Genomic DNA, 24,208 nt, shown 5'->3' on the forward strand with positions numbered 1-24,208 from the left:
TCGAATGTGGAAAAGTATATTTATTTTATGCTTATAAAAGATTTCTAAGAATTAAACAATATAAAATACGAACTATATATAATAATGAAGCTAGACAATTGCGAAAACAGTAAAATATACGAAGGATTATTGATATAAAAATATAAACGTTCGAATTAATATTTGAATGTTATAGATTAGATGATATAATTTATGTATAAAATAACAATAGAAAATAATTTTAAAAGAAGTGGGAGTGTATTGGTATGAAGAGTGATATACAAATAGCTCAAGAAGCTAAGATGGAGCATATAACTAAAATTGCTCAAAAGCTAAACTTAACAGAAGATGATATAGAACAATATGGAAAGTATAAATGCAAATTATCATTAGATATATTTGAAAAAAACAAGAACAAAGAAAATGGAAAGTTAGTATTAGTAACAGCTATAAATCCTACACCAGCAGGAGAAGGTAAATCAACAGTTACAGTTGGGTTAGGGCAAGCACTTTGCAAAATGGGTAAAAATGCAGTTATCGCTTTAAGAGAACCTTCACTTGGACCGGTTTTTGGGATAAAGGGTGGAGCAGCTGGTGGTGGATATGCTCAAGTAGTACCTATGGAAGATATAAATTTACATTTCACAGGGGATATGCATGCTATTACTAGTGCTAATAATTTATTGGCGGCAGCGATCGATAATCATATACATCAAGGAAATGATTTAAGAATTGATTCAAGAAGAATAATATTTAAGAGAGTTATAGATATAAATGATAGGTCTCTTAGAAATATAGTTGTGGGGTTAGGTGGAAAACTTAATGGATTCTTAAGAGAAGACGGTTTTATGATAACTGTAGCATCAGAAATAATGGCTATATTATGCTTAGCAAATAGTTTATCAGATCTTAAAGAAAGAATGGGGAATATATTAATAGCCTATGATTTAGATGGCAACCCAGTATATGCAAAGAAGTTAGATATACAAGGAGCGATGGCATTACTTATGAAGGATGCTATAAAGCCTAACTTGGTTCAAACATTAGAAAATACACCTGCAATAATACATGGTGGACCTTTTGCTAATATAGCACATGGATGTAATTCAATAATAGCAACTAAGATGGCTCTTAAATTAGGTGATATAGTTGTAACAGAAGCTGGGTTTGGAGCAGATTTAGGTGCGGAAAAGTTCTTAAATATTAAGTGTAGATATGGAGAGTTAAGTCCAGATTGTGTTGTTATTGTTGCAACAGTAAGAGCATTAAAAAATCATGGAGGAGTAAATAAGGAACAGTTAAATATACCTAATGTAGAAGCTTTATCAAAAGGAATTTCAAACTTAGAAAAGCAAATTGAAAATATTAAGAAGTTTAATGTTCCAGTTGTCGTAGCTATTAATAAATTCTCAACAGACTCTGATGAAGAAGTTAAATTTATAAAAGAGTACTGCAATAATCTTGGAGTAAAGGTTGCTTTATCAGATGTATGGTCTAAAGGTGGAGAAGGTGGAGTGGAACTTGGTGAGATAGTATGTGATACACTAGAAAAAGATGAGGCTAAATACAAGCCGATTTACGATTTGAATGATAGTATAGAAAATAAAATACTTACAATAGCTAAAGAAATATATGGAGCTAAAGGTATAGTTATTACACCTAATGCTAAAAAGCAGATAAAAGAGCTAGAAAAGTTCAACTTAGATAAATTACCTATTTGCATGGCAAAAACACAATATTCACTTTCTGATAATCCAGCGTTATTGGGTAGACCAGAAAATTTTGATATAACAGTAAAGGAAGTAAGAATATCTAATGGAGCAGGGTTTATAGTGGCATTAAATGGCGATATAATGACAATGCCGGGACTTCCAAAGGTACCAGCGGCTAACAAAATGGATATATTAGATAATGGAGAAATAATAGGATTATTTTAATATATGGAATTTACAACACTTGACAAATACTCTGTAATTGTTAAAATTAAATTGTTAAATTTATTGTGATTATATTTATTTAAATAAAGGCAGCTTTCAAAGCTGCTTTTAATTGTATTAAGGTGGTGCTTGTATGATTTTAGTGGTAGATGTAGGTAATACCAATATAGTCTTGGGTGTATATAATAATTCTGAAAATATTGCTGGCTGGAGAATTTCTACTGATGCAAAAAAAACATCTGATGAATACTCTATTCAAGTTATGCAACTTTTTATTCAAAGCAACTTAAATCCGAAGGAAGTAAAGGGAATAATAATTTCATCCGTTGTTCCAAATATAATGCATTCATTAGAAAATATGATAAAAAAGAGTTTTGGAATAAATCCTTTGATTGTAGGACCAGGGGTTAGAACAGGAATAAACATAAAATATGATAATCCAAAAGAAGTTGGAGCCGATAGAATTGTAAATGCTGTAGCTGCACATGATAAATACAAGAGAGATCTTATAATAATAGATTTTGGAACAGCTACTACCTTCTGTTCGCTAACTAAAGATGCCAACTATCTTGGAGGGTGCATTACTCCAGGTATAAGAATAGCATCGGATGCTTTATTTGATAGAGCTGCAAAGTTACCAAGAGTAGAATTAGAAGTACCCAAAAATATAATATGTAAAAATACTATATCTAGCATGCAATCAGGTATAATTTATGGATATATAGGGCAGGTAGAATATATAGTAAACAAGATAAAAAAAGAAATGATAGATCTTGGTTCTGATGAGCCTTTAGTTATAGCAACAGGTGGATTGGCTAATTTAATAGCTAAAGAAACTAAAGTTATAGATAAGGTAGATTCTAGTTTAACATTAGAGGGGTTAAGAATAATATACGAAAAAAATAAGGAGTAGTATAATATGAAGATTGGAAACCTAGAATTTGAAAATAATGTTTTTCTAGCACCTATGGCAGGAGTAACAGATATATCTTTTAGAGGGTTATGTAAGGAAATGGGATGTGGACTAGTTTATACAGAAATGGTAAGTGCAAAGGCACTTTATTATGGTAACGAAAATACAAAGTCATTACTTAGAATAGCTGATGAAGAGATGCCTGTTGCTGCACAAATATTTGGAAATGATCCTAAAATAATGGCAGAAGTAGTACAAAGACATTTTAATGATAGAGAAGATGTTTGTATAGTAGATATAAATATGGGATGCCCTGTAAATAAAATTACTAAAAATGGAGAAGGATCAGCTTTATTAAAGAATCCAGAATTAGCTGCCAATATAGTAAAAGAAATAAAAAAAGTATCAAATAAACCAGTAACAGTTAAATTCAGAAAAGGTTGGGATGAAAATAATATAAATGCTGTTGAATTTGCAAAAAGGCTTGAAGATGCTGGAGTAGATGCTGTTACAGTTCATGGAAGAACAAAAGAGCAGATGTATGAAGGTAAAGCAGATTGGGGTATAATAGGAGCAGTAAAAGACGCTATATCAATTCCTGTACTAGGAAATGGAGATGTATTTACAGCTGAAGATGCGCTAGAGTTAAAGGAAAGAGCTAACTGTGATGGAATAATGGTTGCAAGGGGAAGTATGGGAAATCCTTGGATATTCAAACAAATTCAACATAAACTAAAAGGAGAACCACCTTTAGAAATAACATATTTAGATAGAATAGATATGTGCTTAAGACACTATGAACTAGCTCTTAAGTATGATGGAGAACATAAATCAGTAAGAGAAATGAGAAAGCATGCTTCGTGGTATCTTAAAGGATTACCAAAGAGCAATGATATAAGAGGAGTAATGAATACCCTAGATGAAAGCAATGCTGTTATCCAATTACTTAATAATTATAAAGAAGAGTTAAGAAGAATTTATTAGATTATGTAATTAATAGGTTTTATAAGGAATAAATATATTAAAAGCGAGAATAATATATATCTGTTAAAATAATATTATATATTTATTTATAATATTGGTGAGTTGACAGATAATACTTGCTGATTTATAATGTTTAAAATGATTTGGAGAATATCAGACCTAGTGTTAGGTATTTAAATAAAGTAGTAATTTTGAAGGGGAGAAAATCATGAGTGAAACAAAAAAATTCGTAATGACATACGAAGGTGTTAAAAAGCTAGAAGATGAATTAGAATTCTTGAAGACTGTTAAAAGAAAAGAAATAACTGAAAAAATAAAAGTTGCATTAGGATATGGGGATTTAAGCGAAAACTCAGAGTATGATGAAGCTAAAAATGAACAAGCGTTTACAGAAGGTAGAATTATTCAATTAGAAAATATGTTGAAAAATGCCAGTGTTGTTGACGAATCAGAAATTCCAACAGACAAAGTTTCAGTAGGAACAATTGTTAAGGTTAAGGATTATGAATTTGATGAAGAAGTTGAGTATTTTATTGTAGGTTCAGCAGAAGCAGATCCTATGAACTTTAAAATATCAAATGAATCACCAGTAGGAGCAGCTTTACTAGGTAAAAAGGTTGGAGAAATAGTTGAAGTATCAGTACCTAATGGAGTGAATAAATTCGAAATACTAGGAATAAGAAGAGAGTAACGGAGGGATATTTAATGTCAACTGAGGAAATGAATATACAAGAGTTAGAATCTCAGTTTAGTGAGCAAGAAGCATTAAGAAGAGAGAAGTTAGTAGAACTACAAAATCAAGGAAAAGATCCATTTGACGTATACAAAGTTGAAAAAACACATATGTCAGAGGCTGTTAAAAATGATTTTGAAAATTTAGAGGGAACTGTAGTTACAGTAGCTGGAAGAATTATGTCCAAAAGAGGGCAAGGTAAAGTTGTATTCTCAGATGTACAAGATAGAGACGGGAAAATTCAATTGTTTATAAAAATAGATGAAGTAGGAGAAGAAGCTTTAAAATCATATAAAACTTATGATTTAGGAGATTGGGTTGTTGCTACAGGAGAAGTATTTAAAACTAAAACTGGAGAAGTATCAATCAAGGTTAAAAGTTTTGAGTTAATATGTAAATCATTAAAACCGTTACCAGAAAAATGGCATGGATTAAAAGATCCAGATTTAAGATATAGACAAAGAGAAGTCGATATGATTTCTAACCCAGAAGTAAAAACTAACTTTATTAAGAGAGCTGGAATTGTAAAAGGAATAAGAGAATTCTTAGATAATAGAGGATTTATAGAGGTTGAAACTCCAATGCTTGCACCAATTGCAGGAGGAGCATCAGCTAGACCATTCATAACTCATCACAATACTTTAGATATAGATATGTATTTAAGAATAGCACCAGAATTATATTTAAAAAGATGTATAGTTGCTGGTTTAGAAAAGGTATATGATATGGGAAGAACCTTCAGAAATGAAGGTATGTCAGTAAGACATAATCCAGAATTTACAATGATAGAATTATATGAAGCATTTGCTGATTACAATGATATGATGGAAATAACAGAAAATATGATTGCTTATGTATGTGAAAAGGTAAATGGAACAACAAAGGTTAATTATCAAGGAACAGAAATAGACTTTATGCCTCCTTGGAATAGAATAACTATGGTTGATGCTGTTAAAGAACATGCAGGAGTTGACTTTAATGAAATAAAAACAAATGAAGAAGCTCAAGCTATAGCTAAGGAAAAACACTTAGAATTTAAGAAAGATCTTAAGCATGTAACTAAGGGTGAAGTATTAAATATGTTATTTGAAGAATATGCAGAACAACATATGATTCAACCGACATTTATTTGTGATTACCCAGTAGAAATTTCTCCTTTAACTAAGAAAAAGAGAGGAAATGCTGAATTTACAGAAAGATTTGAAGGGTTTGTATTTGGAAGAGAAGTATGTAATGCTTATTCAGAATTAAATGATCCTATAGTTCAAAGAGAAAGATTTAACCAACAAGAAAAAGAAAGAGAACTAGGTGATGATGAAGCATACATGATAGATGAAGAATTCATGAGTGCTTTAGAAACCGGTATGCCACCAACAGGGGGACTAGGAATAGGTATTGATAGAATGATAATGTTCCTAACTGATTCTGCATCAATAAGAGACGTTATAATGTTCCCAACAATGAAACCACAAAAATAGATTTTTTATAAGGGAATGGGATTCCTATTCCCTTATCTAACTAAATTATATAGTGTATAAATAATAAAATTTTAAAAAGTATAAAAAAACACTTGCATTATTAATAAAAATTGTTATAATAACTAATGTAACTAATATTCCGCGATAGCTCAATGGTGGAGCACTCGGCTGTTAACCGATAGGTTGGAGGTTCGAATCCTCTTCGCGGAGCCATTTTAATTTTAAAATTAATAGGAATATTCCGTGGTAGCTCAATGGTGGAGCACTCGGCTGTTAACCGATAGGTTGGAGGTTCGAATCCTCTCCACGGAGCCATTTTAATTTTAAAATTAATTTATAAAAATATTCCGTGGTAGCTCAATGGTGGAGCACTCGGCTGTTAACCGATAGGTTGGAGGTTCGAATCCTCTCCACGGAGCCATTTTTAAAAGAGTTTTATAAGAGTAGATAAATTATCTATTGTTATAAAACTCTTTTTTACTTGACATATATAAGTCTTTTGGTAAAATTAATATATAATTTAATAAATACTATGAGAAAGAGGAGTAGACTTAGTATTTCTTTTAGAGAGACAATGGTTGGTGAAAATTGTTATTAATTTAAGTTGAAGGGCGCTTTTGAGTATTAATATGGAAAGTTGGGCTAAAGCCAAGAAGGGTGGAACCGCGGAATTTAAATTTCGTCCCTTTAGGTTTGAGGCCTTTTTTATTTATAAAAAATTGGAGGTATTAAAATGGCGGTAGAAAAAACTATGGAAAAGATTGTTGCTCTTTGTAAAAGTAGAGGCTTTGTATTTCCAGGATCAGAAATATACGGAGGATTAGCAAACTCTTGGGATTATGGTCCATTAGGTGTTGAGTTTAAAAATAATGTTAAAAAAGCTTGGTGGAAGAAATTTGTTCAAGAAAGTCCTTATAATGTAGGAGTAGATTGTGCTATATTAATGAATCCAGAAGTGTGGGTTGCATCAGGACATGTTGGTGGATTTTCAGATCCGTTAATGGATTGTAAAGAATGTAAAGCTAGATTTAGAGCAGATAAAATAGTTGAAGATCATATGACTGAAAATGGAGCAGAAGTTGCTAGTGCAGATGGATGGAGTAATGAGCAATTAAAAGATTATATTGAAAAAAATAATATAGTATGTCCTAAATGTGGAAAATTAAATTATACAGATATAAGAAAGTTTAATTTAATGTTTAAAACATTCCAAGGAATAACAGATGATTCTGCTAGTACAATATATTTAAGACCAGAAACAGCTCAAGGTATATTTGTAAACTTTAAATCAGTTCAAAGAACTTCAAGAAAGAAAGTTCCTTTTGGTATAGCTCAAATAGGGAAATCTTTTAGAAATGAAATAACTCCAGGAAACTTTACATTTAGAACAAGAGAGTTTGAACAAATGGAATTAGAGTTTTTCTGTAAGCCAGGAACGGATTTAGAATGGTTTAAATATTGGAAAGATTACTGTTGGAACTTCTTATTAAATTTAGGAGTTCAGCAAGATAATTTAAGAATGAGAGATCATGGAGAAGAAGAATTATCATTTTATTCAAATGCAACATCAGATATAGAATATTTATTCCCATTTGGTTGGGGTGAGTTATGGGGAATAGCTGACAGAACAGATTATGACTTAACAAAGCATCAAGACCATTCAGGTCAAGATATGAGCTATTTAGATCCAACAACTAATGAAAAATATGTTCCTTATGTTATTGAACCGTCTTTAGGTGCTGATAGAGTTGCATTAGCTTTCTTAGTAGATGCATATGATGAAGAAGAATTAGAAGGTGGAGATACTAGAACAGTTATGCACTTACATCCGTCTTTAGCTCCATATAAAGCTGCTATATTACCACTTTCAAAGAAGCTTTCTGAAAAAGCTTTAGATGTATATGCAGATTTAAGCAAGAAGTTTAACATAGAATACGATGAAGCTGGAAGCATAGGAAAGAGATATAGAAGACAAGATGAAATAGGAACTCCATTCTGTATAACAATAGATTTTGATACTCTAGAAGATGAAGCTGTTACTATTAGAAATAGAGACACTATGGAACAAGAAAGAGTAAAGATTGCAGATTTAGAATCTTATATAGAAAAAAGTTTAGAGTTTTAATTTAAAAGAGAGGAGTGTATAATAAAATTCTCCTCTCTTTTTTGAGTTTGGATATCTTAAATGTTATAATTAGAAAGAATTGGGACAGACTTAAAGATAAGTGAGCCTCCAAATTTCACATTTGGAAAGGCGAACTTACTCATTCGAACGTAGTAAGAGGAGTTTCATATAATATCTTATATATGGTTTTGGAGGAAAGCTATGAAAAAACAATTTAGTGAATTCAAAGAGTTTATAAAAGACAAAAATGTTGCTGTTGTTGGTATTGGAGTGAGCAATATACCACTTATAAGATTTTTGGTTAAGCTTGGAGCAAAAGTAACTGCATTTGATAAAAAAAATAGAGAAGAATTAGTTGATATAGCAAAAGAGTTTAATGAATTATCTGTTGCTTTAGAACTAGGTGAAGGATACTTAGATAAATTATCAGGGTTCGATGTTGTATTTAAGACTCCATCAATGAGAATAGATTGTGATGCTTTGCTAAAAGTAAAAAACGAAGGTGCATATATAACATCAGAAATGGAAGAGTTCGTTAGATATTGCAAAGGAAAAGTATATGGCATAACAGGAAGTGATGGTAAAACAACAACAACAACAATTATATCTAGGCTTCTAAAAGAAGCAGGGTATAAAACTTGGATTGGAGGAAACATAGGTACACCTTTATTTTCTAACATAGAAGAAATAAAAGAAGATGATAAAGTTGTTTTAGAGTTATCTAGTTTTCAACTTATGACTATGAACACACCTATAGATGTTGCTGTAGTAACTAATTTAGCACCTAATCACCTTGATATGCATTTAGATATGCAAGAATATATAGATGCAAAGAAAAATATATTCTTGTATCAAGAAAAAAGTGGAGTTTTAGTTTTAAATAAAGAAAATGAAATAACTCATAGTTTCACATCTGAGGCTAGGGGAGAGGTTAGAGAGTTTAGCTCTAAGAGAGAAGTTGAAAATGGCACATATTTTAAAGATAGTATACTATATTTAAATAACAAAGAAGTATGTAAAAAGCATAATATAATAATTAAGGGTATCCACAATATAGAAAACTATTTAGCTGCTTTTTTAGCAACGAAAGATGATGTATCTATAGATGTTATGAAAAAAGTTGCTGAAACCTTTGGTGGAGTTGAACATAGATGCGAGTTTGTTAGAGAACTAGATGGAGTTAAGTATTATAATGATTCTATAGCTTCAAGCCCAACAAGAACCTTAGCAGGATTATTTGCTTTTGAAAAGAAAGTTATTTTAATAGCTGGAGGGTATGATAAACATATTCCCTTTGAGCCTTTAGCAGAAGAAGGGTATCCTTATATAAAGGAATTAATATTATTAGGAGTAACTAAGGATAAAATAAAAGAGTCTTTTGAAAAGCTTAAAAAAGAAAAAGGAATTGAAATTCCTATAACAATAGTAAGTTCATTAGAGGAAGCTGTACTTAAAGCAAAAGATTTATCTAATAATGGAGATGTTGTGACACTTTCACCTGCATGTGCATCTTTTGATATGTTTGCTAACTTTGAAGTAAGAGGAAATAGGTTTAAAGAAATTGTAAATCAACTAAAATAAAAATAAAAGGCTGTATAGCCTTTTATTTTTTAGGTTGAATAAAGAATTTTTATTTCTTGTAAATTAGATGCTGGTTCTATAAAAATTCCTTTTTCAGTAGGAAAATATTCATTTGTGAAATCTGAAAATAATTTGTTATATTCAAATTTATCGTTTTGTGTAGCTTGTGTAATAGTATAGATTGAATTTGGGTCATCATTATTAATAAAATAAATTTTATTCTCTAGTTGTTTCAAGTTACTAGCATTAATATTTAAAACTTTCTTTATTTCTTTATTTGAAAGATTTAAAGAATATAGAGAATTATTATCAGAGGTATTTATAAATAATATTTCGTTATTATAAGTTATAAAACTATCTACAGGCATATCAGTTAATTTTAAATTATTATCTTTACCATTATTATTATCTATTACTAAACAATATAATTTAGAGTTATCATCTAAATTTTTATAAAATATATTATTACTATTTAAAATAAAATTTCCTGCTTTATTGTTTGATAAGATAGTTTTAGACTTAGATTTAATATCATATGAGTACATATTATTAGTATTTAAATCAATATAATATAACTTTCCGTTTTGGTAGACTATTCCTTTAGGTGAATCATTATTAATTTTTACTATATCCTTTTTTTCATAATCTAATTTATAAAGCCCGTGATCCTTAGATGTTGATGAAAAATATAATGTAGTATTATCTGAAGCTAAAGAATCTACTGAGTAATCAAATGAATCTATTATTATATCTTTTGTTATACTTACGCTATTCTCTGAGAGTTGAGCTACTGAAAGTTTATTATTGTTATTTGTATCAGGGAAAAATAGTAAATTACCTATATAGGCATATTTGTTATAGCTTAAGGTTTTACCAGAGAGAATAATGCTTTTGCTTGCATCTACATTTTTCTTAAAAGATGTTGACAATGAAGCGTTGTTTTGGGTTGCTTTGGTTTCTTTATTATCACTAGTACAACCTGTAAAAAATAATGTTGATATAATTAAAAAATAAAATATCCTTCTTATCATATAGACCTCCTAATAGTCGATTAATATCTTTATAATAATATATTAAATTAAAATTATAATTAAGTAAAACAAAACTATGAAAATATAGAAAATTTTGATAAAAAATAGCGTAAAACAGTTTAAATTTATAGGTATATAAGTTAACTTTACCTGGTGTATCATTATATAAAAAAGAAAGAATAAGTTAGAAATTAGTAGAATAATAAAAATAAAATCAACAAATAAGATTGTTTTATATTTGAATAAAATCATAATCGTGATAATATAAATAACGTCGTCGGGAGCGAAAAGCAGACAATAAATAATAAGAAAAATTGAAAACAAAAAAATGTTGACAATTAATTAATGAAATGTTATTATTATTAAGCAGTCGTTGAGACGGCAAAAGTTAGATCTTTGAAAATTGAACAGAATATAAGTTAAGTAAAAAACCAGCAATTCTTTTAGATGTCTTAAAATTAAGACTCAAAGTAATTTGAGCAAAGAGATTAAACTTTTTATTGAGAGTTTGATCCTGGCTCAGGACGAACGCTGGCGGCGTGCCTAACACATGCAAGTCGAGCGAGGGGAGTTTCTTCGGAAGCAAACCTAGCGGCGGACGGGTGAGTAACACGTGGGCAACCTGCCTTATAGAGGGGAATAGCCTTCCGAAAGGAAGATTAATACCGCATAACATTGCTTTTTCGCATGAAGAAGCAATTAAAGGAGCAATCCGCTATAAGATGGGCCCGCGGCGCATTAGCTAGTTGGTGAGGTAACGGCTCACCAAGGCGACGATGCGTAGCCGACCTGAGAGGGTGATCGGCCACATTGGGACTGAGATACGGCCCAGACTCCTACGGGAGGCAGCAGTGGGGAATATTGCACAATGGGGGAAACCCTGATGCAGCAACGCCGCGTGAGTGATGAAGGTCTTCGGATCGTAAAGCTCTGTCTTCAGGGACGATAATGACGGTACCTGAGGAGGAAGCCACGGCTAACTACGTGCCAGCAGCCGCGGTAATACGTAGGTGGCGAGCGTTGTCCGGATTTACTGGGCGTAAAGGGAGCGTAGGCGGATTTTTAAGTGAGATGTGAAATACCCGGGCTCAACTTGGGTGCTGCATTTCAAACTGGAAGTCTAGAGTGCAGGAGAGGAGAGTGGAATTCCTAGTGTAGCGGTGAAATGCGTAGAGATTAGGAAGAACACCAGTGGCGAAGGCGACTCTCTGGACTGTAACTGACGCTGAGGCTCGAAAGCGTGGGGAGCAAACAGGATTAGATACCCTGGTAGTCCACGCCGTAAACGATGAATACTAGGTGTAGGGGTTGTCATGACCTCTGTGCCGCCGCAAACGCATTAAGTATTCCGCCTGGGGAGTACGGTCGCAAGATTAAAACTCAAAGGAATTGACGGGGGCCCGCACAAGCAGCGGAGCATGTGGTTTAATTCGAAGCAACGCGAAGAACCTTACCTAGACTTGACATCTCCTGCATTACTCTTAATCGAGGAAGTCCTTTCGGGGACAGGATGACAGGTGGTGCATGGTTGTCGTCAGCTCGTGTCGTGAGATGTTGGGTTAAGTCCCGCAACGAGCGCAACCCCTATTGTTAGTTGCTACCATTAAGTTGAGCACTCTAGCGAGACTGCCCGGGTTAACCGGGAGGAAGGTGGGGATGACGTCAAATCATCATGCCCCTTATGTCTAGGGCTACACACGTGCTACAATGGCAAGTACAAAGAGATGCAATACCGTAAGGTGGAGCCAAACTATAAAACTTGTCTCAGTTCGGATTGTAGGCTGAAACTCGCCTACATGAAGCTGGAGTTGCTAGTAATCGCGAATCAGAATGTCGCGGTGAATACGTTCCCGGGCCTTGTACACACCGCCCGTCACACCATGAGAGTTGGCAATACCCAAAGTTCGTGAGCTAACCCGTAAGGGAGGCAGCGACCTAAGGTAGGGTCAGCGATTGGGGTGAAGTCGTAACAAGGTAGCCGTAGGAGAACCTGCGGCTGGATCACCTCCTTTCTATGGAGAAATCTAGTAAGCAAGAAGCTTATCTAGTATAGTTTAAAAGAAGGTTTAAACTTAACTTCTGTTCAATTTTGAGGGATTTACCTCAAAATTAATGTGGGGGTATAGCTCAGTTGGGAGAGCACTTGCCTTGCACGCAAGGGGTCAAGGGTTCGAATCCCTTTACCTCCACCACATGGGTCTATAGCTCAGCTGGTTAGAGCGCACGCCTGATAAGCGTGAGGTCGATGGTTCGAGTCCATTTAGACCCACCATTGTTCTTTGAAAATTGCACATGAATAAAAAACAACTTTAATTAACAACGTTAATTGAGAAGTGACAACAAGCCAAAAATATTCTTTGTGAATAACTTTGTAATTTATAAAACCATAAAGGTCAAGCTACAAAGGGCACATGGTGAATGCCTTGGCATCAGGAGCCGATGAAGGACGTGATAAGCTGCGATAAGCTTCGGGTAGGCGCACATAGCCAGTGATCCGAAGATTTCCGAATGAGGGAACTCACATGGGAAACCCCATGTATTCTGTAGTGAATAAATAGCTGCAGAAAGGTAAACCTAGGGAACTGAAACATCTAAGTACCTAGAGGAAGAGAAAGAAAAATCGATTTTCTTAGTAGCGGCGAGCGAAAGGGAAAGAGCCCAAACCAGAGATTTATCTCTGGGGTTGCGGACAGAACATTAAGAGGAAGTTATAATTAATTGAAAACAACTGGAAAGTTGTGCCGTAGAGTGTAATAGCCACGTAAATGAAAATTATAATTACTAAGTTCTGATCCAGAGTACCACGAGACACGTGAAACCTTGTGGGAAGCAGGGAGGACCACCTCCCAAGGCTAAATACTACCTGATGACCGATAGTGAAGCAGTACCGTGAGGGAAAGGTGAAAAGAACCCCGGGAGGGGAGTGAAATAGAACCTGAAACCGTGTGCCTACAACCGGTCAAAGCCCCTTATGAGGGTGATGACGTGCTTTTTGTAGAACGAGCCAACGAGTTACGGTATGTAGCAAGGTTAAGTACTTAAGGTACGGAGCCGAAGGGAAACCGAGTCTTAATAGGGCGACTAGTTGCATGCCGTAGACCCGAAACCGGGTGACCTATCCATGGCCAGGTTGAAGCGGGGGTAAAACCCCGTGGAGGACCGAACCACGTTGCTGTTGAAAAAGCATGGGATGAGCTGTGGATAGCGGAGAAATTCCAATCGAACTCGGAGATAGCTGGTTCTCCTCGAAATAGCTTTAGGGCTAGCGTCGGATATGAGTAATGGAGGTAGAGCACTGAATGGGCTAGGGGGCATATCGCTTACCGAACCTTATCAAACTCCGAATGCCATATACTATGAGTCCGGCAGTCAGACTGCGAATGATAAGATCCGTAGTCAAAAGGGAAAAAGCCCAGATCGTCAGCTAAGGTCCCAAAGTGTAAGTTAAGTGGTAAAGGATGTGGGATTTCTAAGACAACTAGGATGTTGGCTTAGAAGCAGCCACTCATTTAAAGAGTGCGTAATAGCTCACTAGTCGAGAGATCCTGCGCCGAAAATGTCCGGGGCTCAAACTTACCACCGAAGCTACGGGTTCAAGTTTAACTTGAGCGGTAGAGGAGCGTCGTAATCGGGCTGAAGTCGTACCGTAAGGAGCGGTGGACTGATTACGAGTGAGAATGTTGGCATTAGTAGCGAGATGTAAGTGAGAATCTTACAGGCCGAAAATCTAAGGTTTCCTGGGGAAGGCTCGTCCGCCCAGGGTTAGTCGGGACCTAAGCCGAGGCCGAAAGGCGTAGGTGATGGACAATTGGTTGATATTCCAATACCACTATTATCGTTATTATCGATGGTGTGACGGAGAAGGATAGGATGTGCTAGCGATTGGAAATGCTAGTCTAAGCATTTAGGGAGTTAAGACAGGAAAATCCGTCTTAACAATTCTGAGGTGTGATGGGGAAGGCCAATTTGGCCGAAGTATCTGATTCCATGCTTCCAAGAAAAGCATCTAGAGAGAGAAGTAGTGCCCGTACCGCAAACCGACACAGGTAGATGAGGAGAGAATCCTAAGGCCATCGGAAGAATTGCAGTTAAGGAACTAGGCAAATTGACCCCGTAAGTTCGCGAGAAGGGGTGCCTGCGAGAGCAGGCCGCAGAGAATAGGCCCAAGCAACTGTTTAGCAAAAACACAGGTCTCTGCTAAAGCGTAAGCTGATGTATAGGGGCTGACGCCTGCCCGGTGCTGGAAGGTTAAGGGGAATACTTAGCGCAAGCGAAGGTGTGAACTTAAGCCCCAGTAAACGGCGGCCGTAACTATAACGGTCCTAAGGTAGCGAAATTCCTTGTCAGGTAAGTTCTGACCCGCACGAATGGCGTAATGACTTGGGCACTGTCTCAACTGCAAATCCGGCGAAGTTGTAGTGCGAGTGAAGATGCTCGCTACCCGCGATTGGACGGAAAGACCCCGTAGAGCTTTACTGTAGCTTAGCATTGAGTTTCGATATTGTCTGTACAGGATAGGTGGGAGACTGAGAAGCTAGGGCGTCAGCCTTAGTGGAGTCATCCTTGGGATACCACCCTGACAGTATTGGGATTCTAACCGGACGCCATGAATCTGGTGACGGGACATTGTTAGGTGGGCAGTTTGACTGGGGCGGTCGCCTCCAAAAAAGTAACGGAGGCGCCCAAAGGTTCCCTCAGAACGGTCGGAAATCGTTCGAAGAGTGCAAAGGCAGAAGGGAGCCTGACTGCGACACCCACAAGTGGAGCAGGGACGAAAGTCGGGCTTAGTGATCCGGTGGTACCTCGTGGGAGGGCCATCGCTCAACGGATAAAAGCTACCTCGGGGATAACAGGCTGATCTCCCCCAAGAGTCCACATCGACGGGGAGGTTTGGCACCTCGATGTCGGCTCGTCGCATCCTGGGGCTGTAGTAGGTCCCAAGGGTTGGGCTGTTCGCCCATTAAAGCGGCACGCGAGCTGGGTTCAGAACGTCGTGAGACAGTTCGGTCCCTATCCGTCGCGGGCGTAGGAAATTTGAGAGGAGCTGTCCTTAGTACGAGAGGACCGGGATGGACTGACCTATGGTGCACCAGTTGTTCTGCCAAGAGCATGGCTGGGTAGCTAAGTCGGGAAGGGATAAACGCTGAAAGCATCTAAGCGTGAAGCCCCCCTCAAGATGAGATTTCCCATAGCATAAGCTAGTAAGACCCCTTGAAGAACACAAGGTTGATAGGTCAGAGGTGTAAGTGTGGTAACATATTTAGCTGACTGATACTAATAGGTCGAGGGCTTGACCAATAATTAAAAGATTTTGGCAATAATTCATGTGCAATTTTCAGAGAACACTCTGATATCTGGTGATGATGGCGTAGAGGAAACACTCCTTTCCATTCCGAACAGGAAAGTTAAGCTCTACAGCGTCGATGGTACTGCATGGGAAACTGTGTGGGAGAGTAGAACGTTGCCAGGTTATATATGGCTCGATAGCTCAGTCGGTAGAGCAGAGGACTGAAAATCCTCGTGTCCCTGGTTCGATTCCTGGTCGAGCCACCAGGTATGGCGCTATAGCCAAGTGGTAAGGCAGAGGTCTGCAAAACCTTTATCCCCGGTTCAAATCCGGGTGGCGCCTCCAAAAAAATCCTACAAGTTTTATTTGTAGGATTTTTTTATTTGAAAAATAATTCTTTTTGCACAAGTAAATTACTGCTAGATAAAAATTCAAATTTTGAACCTATTGGTATTGTTATATTAGGATAATCATGCCCGAGGGGAAAGCTTTCAATGATTGGTATATTTAATGGCACTAATTTTTGTTTTATAATATCGTTTATAGAAAAATCGCTATCTTTATTAGTGCAATCTGTAAAATGTCCTAATATTATTCCACAGACCTTTTGAAGTTTTCCACAAGAGATAAGTTGAGATAACATTCGATCTACAGAATAAGGACTTTCATTAACATCTTCAATAAAAAGAATATTACCTTTAAAATCTATCTCATAAGGTGTTCCAATAGTTGAGCAAATTATTGATAAATTACCTCCTACTAAATTACCTTCAAAATCTTTTTCATTCCATACAAAATAATTATCAGAACAAATTTCTTTTAAGTTATAGATAATTTTAGGGGCTTTATTTGTAAGTACTTTTATAAAATACTCTTTTGTTATAATATCATTAAAATTTGAAGTTATCATTGGGCTATGAAATGTAGTTAATTTGCAAGCTTTTGCAAAATAGTTTAATAGTAATGTTATATCACTATATCCACAAAAGGGTTTAGGATTATTTTTTATAAGCTTTAAATCTAAATATGGAGCCATTCGCATGGAACCATATCCACCTCTAAGAGAAACTATTGCGTCTATATCTTTATCTGCGAACATTAAGTTTAAATCTTCTGCACGATCTTTATCGTTACCGGCTAAATACCCATAAGAGCTATATAAATGTTTTCCCTTTTTTATTTTAAAGCCTAGTTTTTGAAAGTTGCTTATTTTTTCATCTATAAACTCTCTGTCTTCGGGGGATGCTGGGGCTATAATTCCTATTGTAGATGAAATATTTAATGGTTTTAATTTTGACAATGAAAACACCTGCTTAAAATTATTTATATACTTAATATACGATAAAAAAATAAAGCTAGTGACTTAAAGCTAGCTTTATTTTTAAGAAAACATATCTTTTCTATATAATATGTAAGCAGTTCCAAAAGTTAATACTAAGGTTATAATCATTGTTATTTCAAAACCATAAGTATTATTTATAAGTGGCATTTTTATAAAGTTCATTCCAAATATTCCACCTATAACGGTTGGTATAGCCATTAGTATTGTAACAGAGGCTAAAACCTTCATAACTATATTTAAGTTATTTGAAATAACTGAAGCGAAAAAGTCCATGGTACTTGCAAGTATGTTACTGTATATCTCTGTCATTTCTATAGCCTGCTTATTTTCAATAATAACATCCTCTAATACATCTTGATCTTCCTCATATTTTTGCATTATATCTAATTTTAGCATTTTTTCTAAGGTAATTTCATTTGCTTTAAGTGATGTAGAAAAGTAAACTAGAGATTTTTCTAGAGAGTGTAGTTGAATAAGCTCTCTATTTTTCATTGATTTATGTAGTCTTTTCTCTATCATTAAGCTTTTCTTATCAATTTGTCTTAAGTAAATTAAATATGCAGTTGATATTTTACTTAATATTTGCAATATAAATCTAGATTTTTTAAAAGAATAAAATGATTTCACCTTACCATTTACAAAATCTGTCAATATACGACTGTTCTTTAAGCACACAGTGATAATTTGTTTTTCTGTATGAATTATAGCTAGTGGATATGTATCATATGTAAGAGAATTATCTTCCATTTCAGTAAAAGGTATATCCACAACTACTAGTAAACAATCATCTTCTATATCTATACGAGAAGTTTCTTCATCGTCTAATGGAGCTTTTAAAAATGATAATGGAACTCCAGTCTTTTTTGAAATTAGAATTAATTCTTCATCAGAAGGAGCTACAATGTTAATCCAACAACCAGGTTCTAAATTATCTAGAACTTTTAATGAAGGATTTTGTTCAATAATACTTTTATAAATTTGTATCATAAAGGACCTCCTTAAGTAGATTACAAAACTAATTATACTATTAATATATGTTTTTGTAACATAATAAGTAAATTTTTATTTTAAATATTTGATAATATAGATAATTGAAGATATTCATAGTAAAAGTGCATATGAATTAAATAATTCAACACAAATTAAAATAATGATAAAAATATAATCATTAATTAATAAATTTTAATGTGGATAAAAACCTAAATAATTAGTATAATCTCAGTATTGCTTTAATGAATAGAAGTAATGTCGTAACGGGGGATTAATAAAGAAATGATGCATAGAGAAATTATTGCTAAAAAAAGAGTACCAGCAATTGTAGTTGTTTTATTTACAGTTACAGCTATGTTATATTTAGCTGAGGCTATAGAGAGATCAAAATATAATAGACATATCATTGGTCATATCGTTAATATTGCTTTAGTATTAATAACTATAATTTTAATTATTAAAGAAATTAAAAGCTGCTCAGTATCATATAAGTATGCTATTATAGCAGACAAGCTAATAATAAATTTAATAAGGAATAAGGAAGAAAAAAATCTAGAGAGCATAAAGATGTCTGATATATTGTACATAGGTGAAAAGTCATTAATGCCTAAAGAGTATCAATTTTTAAGAAGGTCTAAAAGGTATTTATGTAATAGAGTTTTTTCAAAATCATACTATTGTGTTTATAAAAGTGGTAACAATATAGAAAGAATAAAATTTCAACCAAGTGATAAATTTATTAGTAGGATAATAAAACATGGTGAATTAAAATGTAGATTAATTAGAAGAGAAATAATATAAAAAATAGGCTGGGATACAGCCTATTTTTTATAGAATTCATTTTTTACTTCTGAAAGAAGATTTTCATTAAGTATAATATCATATCCAGTAAAGGACAATGACAAGGCTGCTTTCATAGCTTCTTCAAAAGCATAATCAGATATTGTAGCATTGCAAAATTCTTTTGTTCCATATTTTATATTATCATTATTAACTATAGATATATATGGATGAATACAAGGAACTTTTTTACTAACGATACCTAAACTTAATCCTGAATAAATATCTCTAGGACCAGAGATATTTATTATTCCATTTTCTTTTAAATTATGACTAAATAACCTATTTAATGTTCTATTAGTTATCAGCTCTTCATTTTCAGGTTCATATAATGAAATAGAATATTGCAATCTTATAAGTTTTGAAACATAAATTGCAATTTCTCTTAATTTATTTTCTGCTATTTTGGCTAAATCCATTTCTTTGCTTCTTATATAAAATTTAGCTTCAGATTCTATGGGTAACAATAAAGGAGTAAAGCCTCCATTAGACAAGATAGAGTTTACTTCTACATCTTCAGGAAACCCCTTTAGTAGTGAATTTAATATATTAAAAGTTAAAAGAATTCCGTCTAAAGATGTATAAGCTCCTTTATTCAAAAAGCTTAATCCATCATGGCCTATAAATCTTATACTTAATGGTACTACAGCAGAAGAACTTCCACTTTCTGATGTTATTATATCTGGGTGTGCAAGTAAAACTACATCTATATCGTCAAAGACTCCTTGTTTAACCATTACTGATTTTGTTCCACCAAGATATTCACCAGGACAGCCTATTAATACAACAGAGCCACCTATTTTATCTATTATATTACTTAATGAAAGAGCTGCTGCAACTGATGTTGATGTTAATAAATTATGACCAGTTAAATGGCCTTCATTTGGAACAGCATCATATTCGCATAAAAAGCATATTTTAGGGTGTCCATTACCCTTTGAGGCATAGAAGGATGTTTTTATTTCTAAAAATTCTTTTTTTACATCAAAACTATAATTAGTTAGCAGTTTACAAATATAATTGTAACTATTGTACTCATTATAGCTATCTTCTGGATTATTATATAAATAATCATTTAACTTTTTTATATCATCTTTACATTTTGATAAATAAGAAATCATTTCTTGTTTCATAATATCTTCCTCCCAAATTATCTTATTCTTAATTTTCCCTTAAACTTAAATAATTATTTATTAAATGGAACTTTTTAAATAAGTATAAAAATACAATTATTGGGTGAGAATTATAATAAAATTATTATAAGAAGGATGGGATTACATGGATTTATTAATAAAGGGAATAGATATAAATGAAAATAAATGTATTATTTGTAGAAAAGAAATATATAGTGATATAATTATAGAAAAAAGCTTATTATGCCAATGTTGTCATAGAAAGATATCTACAATAACTGTAGATGATTTTGAATATGATTATTATAAAGATAAGGTTAAAGAAGGGCTTTGTGGTAAATATAATTTTAAATAGTATGAGGTATAACAGATGAACAGAGGAAAATTTATAGTATTTGAAGGTGGAGAAGGATCTGGTAAAAGCACAATTTTGGACATGGTGTATGACTATTTAATTCAAAATAATGTGGAATGTATTAAAACAAGAGAGCCGGGCGGAATAAAGATATCTGAGGATATAAGAAAAATAATATTAGATACTAAAAATACGGAAATGGATAGTAAAACAGAAGCTTTATTATATACTGCAGCAAGAAGGCAACACTTAGTAGAAAAAGTCATAGTAGAAATTGAAAAAGGAAAAATAGTTCTTTGCGATAGATTTATATATTCTTCTTTAGCATATCAAGGTTATGCTAGAAATATAGGTATAGAAGATATATATCAAATAAATAAGTTCGCAATAGGGGAATATATGCCAGACTTAAATATACTATTTGATGTATCTCCGGAAGTTGGGTTGGGGAGAATAACTAAAAATGAAGATAGAGAAGTTAATAGATTAGATTTAGAAAAAATGGATTTTCATTATAAAGTTAGAGAAGGATATAACGACCTATATGAAGCTAATAAAGATAAGTTTGTAAAGGTAGATGCAGAAAAATCCATAGAGGAAGTTTTTAACTCTGTAAAAGATATAATTATTAATTTCATTGAATAAAATTAATAATATAGGATAAATTTTTGCTCAATTAGAACTCTTTTATGATAGAATATTATTAGAGGAGTATAATTTTATTGGGAGGGGTTAATATGAAATTAGTAATAGCTATGGTACAAGACGATGATGCATTAGATTTAGTAGATGCAATTACAGAAGCTGGGTTTAGAGTTACTAAGTTAGCGTCAACTGGAGGGTTTTTAAAAGCAGGAAACACAACCTTAATAATAGGAGTTGAAAAAGATAAAGTTCAAAGTGTTATAGATGTTGTAGAAGAAGTTTGTAAAACGAGAAAACAAATCATAACAACACCAACACCTATTACAGGAAATGTTGATATGTACATGTCATACCCTATAGAAATTGAAGTTGGGGGAGCCACTATATTTGTTATAGATGTAGATCAATTCATTAAGATATAAATTATATTGGAGGGTGTAATGGGGCAATTTGTCGGACATAAAAACATAATTAATAGTTTTAAAAAAAGAATAGAATCAGGAGAAATTTCCCATGCACATATAATAGTTGGAGAAGATGGTATTGGAAAGAGTAAATTAGCTAGAACATTAGCTATAAATATTCTAGGTGGAAATGAAGATAGAAATTATGTTGATATTATAAATTATAGGTGCAAAAAGGCTTCTTTTGGGGTAGATGATATAAGAGAAATGGTTGATGAGATAAATAAAAAACCATTTGAAGGTGATAAAAAGATAATTATAATTTATAATGGAAATAAGTTAACGGTTCAAGCTCAAAATGCTCTTTTAAAAACTATAGAGGAACCACCAAAGGGTGTTTTTATTATTTTATTATGCGAAAGTTTAGAATTGATATTAGATACTGTAAAATCAAGGTGTCAAATATATAAGCTTACTCCATTAAAAAAAGATGAAGTGAGACTTTATATAGAGGGCATGGAACTTGAAAACTATAGTAATGATGAAATAAATGCTGCTGTTGCATATAGTGAAGGAATTCCTGGCAAAGCAGAAGATTTTTTAAAAAATTCCTCATTAAAAGATTTAAGAAATATGTTAATTGATTTATTATATGTATTAGTGAAGGGAAATATAAAAAATCTATTAGATTTCGAAGATAAAATATTATTATATAAGGACAAAAAAGAAGAGATATTAAACATTTTAGCCTCCTTTATAAGAGATATCATTATCTATAAAGAAGTAAGTAATATTAATGGAGTAATAAATGGGGATAAAATAGAAAATATAAAGGAATTAGCTATTGAAATGTCTTATAAGAAACTCAATAAGATTATTGATAAAATTGGAGAGGCTAGAGAAGCTTTTTTAAGCAATTCAAATTTCTCATTAACTATTAGAGTTATGCTTATAGGATTTATGGAGGTTTAATAATGATAAAAGTTGTAGGTGTAAGATTTAAGAAAGCCGGTAAAATATACTATTTTGATCCAAGTGAACTTGATGTAAAAAAAGGTAATTTTGTTGTTGTAGAAACAGCAAGAGGTATAGAGTTTGGAGAATGTGTAATAGGAATTAAAGAAATACCAGAAACTGATATAGTAGCACCATTAAAAAGTGTTATAAGAGTTGCTGAAAAAGAAGATATAGATAAACATAAGGAAAATAAGGTAAAGGAAAAAGATGCTTTAGAAATTTGTTTAAAGAAAATAGAAGAACATAGATTAAATATGAAATTAATCGATGTAGAGTATACTTTTGATAATAATAAAGTTATATTCTATTTTACAGCAGATGGTAGAGTAGATTTTAGAGAGCTAGTTAAAGATTTAGCTACTATATTTAAAACTAGAATAGAATTAAGACAAATTGGTGTTAGAGATGAAGCTAAGATGTTAGGAGGATTAGGACCTTGTGGAAGACCACTTTGTTGTTCTACATTCTTAGGAGACTTTGCATCTGTTTCTATAAAGATGGCAAAGGAACAAAATTTATCATTAAACCCAACTAAGATATCAGGAATATGCGGAAGGCTTATGTGCTGTTTAAACTATGAGCAAAGTACGTATGAAGATATAAGAAAGAGACTACCTAAGGCTGGATCAATTGTCAGCTTAGGAGAAGCTAAGGGTGAGGTAGTAAGTAATAATACAGTTAAGGAAAGCGTAAAGGTTAAGTATAGAAGAGGTGATGAAGAGGTAGTAGAAGAGTTCAAAATAGATGATATTGAACTTATTGAAGGTAGTTATGAGGATTCTATAGATGAGTCAGACATAAAATTAGAAATTGAGTTACCAGAGGACAAAAATTTAATTAAAGATCTTATTAAAGATAATTAAAAGGGGGAAGTTAAATGAAATCCTTATTAAAGGTTTCTAATATTAATACAAATGAGGATATAATTAACGTAAGAGAGGCTATAGCACAAAATGCAGGTGTAATTGCTTGTGAGGTAAGTTTATCTAAAAAAGAAGTAAATATTGTATATGATGATAAAAGTGTAACTATAGATAAAATAATAAGCTCAATTGAAGAGATAGGATATAGCATAATATAAAGTCTAGTACTAATATTAGATAAATTCTTCTTAAGGCTTTTAAATTTTAAGTCCTTATGATAAAATAGATTGTGAAATAAATTCATAATACTAGGAGGTGCTTTTTATGGCATTTAAAATTGAAGATTCATGTGTAAACTGTGGTGCTTGCGCTGCAGAATGTCCAGTTGATGCTATAAGTCAAGGAGATACTCAATTCGTTATCGATGAGGATACTTGCATAGATTGTGGAAACTGTGCAAATGTTTGTCCAGTAGGAGCTCCAGTTCAAGCATAATTTACATAAAGAACCGCTAAATTAGCGGTTCTTTATTTTTTGCTCTTTAGGAAATTATATTTTTATATTTATTATG

General features: G+C 33.1%; 19 protein-coding genes, 7 tRNA genes, 3 rRNA genes and 1 other annotated feature. Of the genes, 25 read left to right on the forward strand and 4 right to left on the reverse strand.

Annotated features, from left to right (window positions below):
- The first annotated feature begins 245 nt into the window (after positions 1-245).
- The 10 genes from ACZJV1_RS00975 to murD all read left to right on the forward strand — a co-directional run bounded on the left by ACZJV1_RS00975 (position 246) and on the right by murD (position 9,730).
- Positions 246-1,916 carry a formate--tetrahydrofolate ligase gene (locus ACZJV1_RS00975; protein WP_460288449.1) on the forward strand — a complete coding sequence of 557 codons (1,671 nt, stop codon included), beginning with the start codon at positions 246-248 and terminating at the stop codon, positions 1,914-1,916.
- Between the two features lie 133 nt (positions 1,917-2,049).
- Positions 2,050-2,829, forward strand: coding sequence for a type III pantothenate kinase (locus ACZJV1_RS00980; RefSeq protein WP_463651145.1), 780 nt, complete (start codon positions 2,050-2,052; stop codon positions 2,827-2,829).
- 6 nt (positions 2,830-2,835) lie between these two features.
- On the forward strand, positions 2,836-3,813 hold the full coding sequence (gene dusB, locus ACZJV1_RS00985) for a tRNA dihydrouridine synthase DusB (RefSeq protein WP_460288448.1): 978 nt from the start codon (positions 2,836-2,838) through the stop codon (positions 3,811-3,813).
- 208 nt (positions 3,814-4,021) lie between these two features.
- Positions 4,022-4,504, forward strand: a complete 483-nt coding sequence (gene greA / locus ACZJV1_RS00990; protein WP_411169487.1) for a transcription elongation factor GreA — start codon at positions 4,022-4,024, stop codon at positions 4,502-4,504.
- A gap of 14 nt (positions 4,505-4,518) precedes the next feature.
- A complete protein-coding gene (gene lysS, locus ACZJV1_RS00995; RefSeq protein ID WP_411169488.1) occupies positions 4,519-6,024 on the forward strand; it encodes a lysine--tRNA ligase in 1,506 nt (501 codons plus the stop codon).
- Between the two features lie 138 nt (positions 6,025-6,162).
- Positions 6,163-6,237: transfer RNA gene (locus ACZJV1_RS01000), tRNA-Asn, on the forward strand.
- Positions 6,238-6,264: 27 nt separating this feature from the next.
- Positions 6,265-6,339: transfer RNA gene (locus tag ACZJV1_RS01005), tRNA-Asn, on the forward strand.
- 31 nt (positions 6,340-6,370) lie between these two features.
- Positions 6,371-6,445, forward strand: a tRNA-Asn gene (locus ACZJV1_RS01010).
- A 102-nt stretch (positions 6,446-6,547) separates the two neighbouring features.
- Positions 6,548-6,714 (forward strand) — a binding site (T-box leader).
- A gap of 43 nt (positions 6,715-6,757) precedes the next feature.
- Positions 6,758-8,149 carry a glycine--tRNA ligase gene (locus ACZJV1_RS01015; protein WP_463651146.1) on the forward strand — a complete coding sequence of 464 codons (1,392 nt, stop codon included), beginning with the start codon at positions 6,758-6,760 and terminating at the stop codon, positions 8,147-8,149.
- A gap of 201 nt (positions 8,150-8,350) precedes the next feature.
- On the forward strand, positions 8,351-9,730 hold the full coding sequence (murD, locus tag ACZJV1_RS01020; protein WP_463651147.1) for a UDP-N-acetylmuramoyl-L-alanine--D-glutamate ligase: 1,380 nt from the start codon (positions 8,351-8,353) through the stop codon (positions 9,728-9,730).
- Between the two features lie 29 nt (positions 9,731-9,759).
- Here murD and ACZJV1_RS01025 read toward each other — a convergent pair whose 3' ends face one another.
- Positions 9,760-10,761, reverse strand: coding sequence for a DUF5050 domain-containing protein (locus ACZJV1_RS01025; protein ID WP_463651148.1), 1,002 nt, complete (start codon positions 10,759-10,761; stop codon positions 9,760-9,762).
- 496 nt (positions 10,762-11,257) lie between these two features.
- Here ACZJV1_RS01025 and ACZJV1_RS01030 point away from each other — a divergent pair.
- The 7 genes from ACZJV1_RS01030 (at position 11,258) to ACZJV1_RS01060 (ending at position 16,393) form a co-directional block, all read left to right on the forward strand.
- Positions 11,258-12,773, forward strand: a 16S ribosomal RNA gene (locus tag ACZJV1_RS01030).
- A 104-nt stretch (positions 12,774-12,877) separates the two neighbouring features.
- Positions 12,878-12,953: transfer RNA gene (locus ACZJV1_RS01035), tRNA-Ala, on the forward strand.
- A 3-nt stretch (positions 12,954-12,956) separates the two neighbouring features.
- Positions 12,957-13,033 (forward strand) — tRNA-Ile (locus tag ACZJV1_RS01040).
- A gap of 119 nt (positions 13,034-13,152) precedes the next feature.
- Positions 13,153-16,059, forward strand: a 23S ribosomal RNA gene (locus ACZJV1_RS01045).
- A gap of 55 nt (positions 16,060-16,114) precedes the next feature.
- Positions 16,115-16,231, forward strand: a 5S ribosomal RNA gene (gene rrf / locus ACZJV1_RS01050).
- Together the 16S, 23S and 5S rRNA genes with 4 tRNA genes alongside form the textbook arrangement of a ribosomal RNA operon.
- Before the next feature lie 7 nt (positions 16,232-16,238).
- Positions 16,239-16,314 (forward strand) — tRNA-Phe (locus tag ACZJV1_RS01055).
- Between the two features lie 5 nt (positions 16,315-16,319).
- Positions 16,320-16,393, forward strand: a tRNA-Cys gene (locus tag ACZJV1_RS01060).
- A 34-nt stretch (positions 16,394-16,427) separates the two neighbouring features.
- On the opposite strand, the gene ACZJV1_RS01065 is transcribed toward ACZJV1_RS01060, so the two are convergent.
- Both ACZJV1_RS01065 and ACZJV1_RS01070 read right to left on the reverse strand, forming a co-directional pair.
- Entirely contained in the window at positions 16,428-17,348 is a 921-nt protein-coding gene (locus ACZJV1_RS01065; protein WP_463651149.1) for a S66 peptidase family protein, read from the reverse strand.
- 81 nt (positions 17,349-17,429) lie between these two features.
- The gene (locus ACZJV1_RS01070) at positions 17,430-18,377 is read right to left on the reverse strand and encodes a magnesium transporter CorA family protein (RefSeq protein WP_460289411.1); all 948 of its coding nucleotides are present in this window, start codon (positions 18,375-18,377) and stop codon (positions 17,430-17,432) included.
- Between the two features lie 285 nt (positions 18,378-18,662).
- On the opposite strand from ACZJV1_RS01070, the gene ACZJV1_RS01075 reads away from it, so the two are divergent.
- Entirely contained in the window at positions 18,663-19,181 is a 519-nt protein-coding gene (locus tag ACZJV1_RS01075; protein WP_460289412.1) for a hypothetical protein, read from the forward strand.
- 20 nt (positions 19,182-19,201) lie between these two features.
- Here the strand turns inward: ACZJV1_RS01075 and ACZJV1_RS01080 are convergent, their stop codons facing one another.
- Positions 19,202-20,353, reverse strand: coding sequence for a zinc-binding metallopeptidase family protein (locus ACZJV1_RS01080; RefSeq protein WP_463651150.1), 1,152 nt, complete (start codon positions 20,351-20,353; stop codon positions 19,202-19,204).
- Positions 20,354-20,498: 145 nt separating this feature from the next.
- Between ACZJV1_RS01080 and ACZJV1_RS01085 the strand changes: the two genes are divergently transcribed.
- From ACZJV1_RS01085 to ACZJV1_RS01115, 7 genes are all read left to right on the forward strand, one after another.
- Positions 20,499-20,708, forward strand: a complete 210-nt coding sequence (locus tag ACZJV1_RS01085) for a sigma factor G inhibitor Gin (protein WP_460289414.1) — start codon at positions 20,499-20,501, stop codon at positions 20,706-20,708.
- Between the two features lie 15 nt (positions 20,709-20,723).
- Complete coding sequence (tmk, locus tag ACZJV1_RS01090; RefSeq protein WP_460289415.1) at positions 20,724-21,353, forward strand: dTMP kinase; 630 nt, start codon at positions 20,724-20,726, stop codon at positions 21,351-21,353.
- A gap of 92 nt (positions 21,354-21,445) precedes the next feature.
- The gene (locus ACZJV1_RS01095; protein WP_322413024.1) at positions 21,446-21,775 is read left to right on the forward strand and encodes a cyclic-di-AMP receptor; all 330 of its coding nucleotides are present in this window, start codon (positions 21,446-21,448) and stop codon (positions 21,773-21,775) included.
- Positions 21,776-21,793: 18 nt separating this feature from the next.
- Positions 21,794-22,729, forward strand: a complete 936-nt coding sequence (locus tag ACZJV1_RS01100) for a DNA polymerase III subunit delta' (RefSeq protein WP_411169496.1) — start codon at positions 21,794-21,796, stop codon at positions 22,727-22,729.
- Positions 22,730-22,731: 2 nt separating this feature from the next.
- The gene (locus tag ACZJV1_RS01105; RefSeq protein ID WP_411169497.1) at positions 22,732-23,637 is read left to right on the forward strand and encodes a PSP1 domain-containing protein; all 906 of its coding nucleotides are present in this window, start codon (positions 22,732-22,734) and stop codon (positions 23,635-23,637) included.
- A gap of 14 nt (positions 23,638-23,651) precedes the next feature.
- Entirely contained in the window at positions 23,652-23,855 is a 204-nt protein-coding gene (locus ACZJV1_RS01110; protein ID WP_322458837.1) for a heavy-metal-associated domain-containing protein, read from the forward strand.
- A 106-nt stretch (positions 23,856-23,961) separates the two neighbouring features.
- Complete coding sequence (locus ACZJV1_RS01115) at positions 23,962-24,132, forward strand: DUF362 domain-containing protein (protein WP_322458838.1); 171 nt, start codon at positions 23,962-23,964, stop codon at positions 24,130-24,132.
- The last annotated feature ends 76 nt before the right edge of the window (positions 24,133-24,208 follow it).

This window comes from Clostridium sp. LS3 (assembly GCF_055330225.1).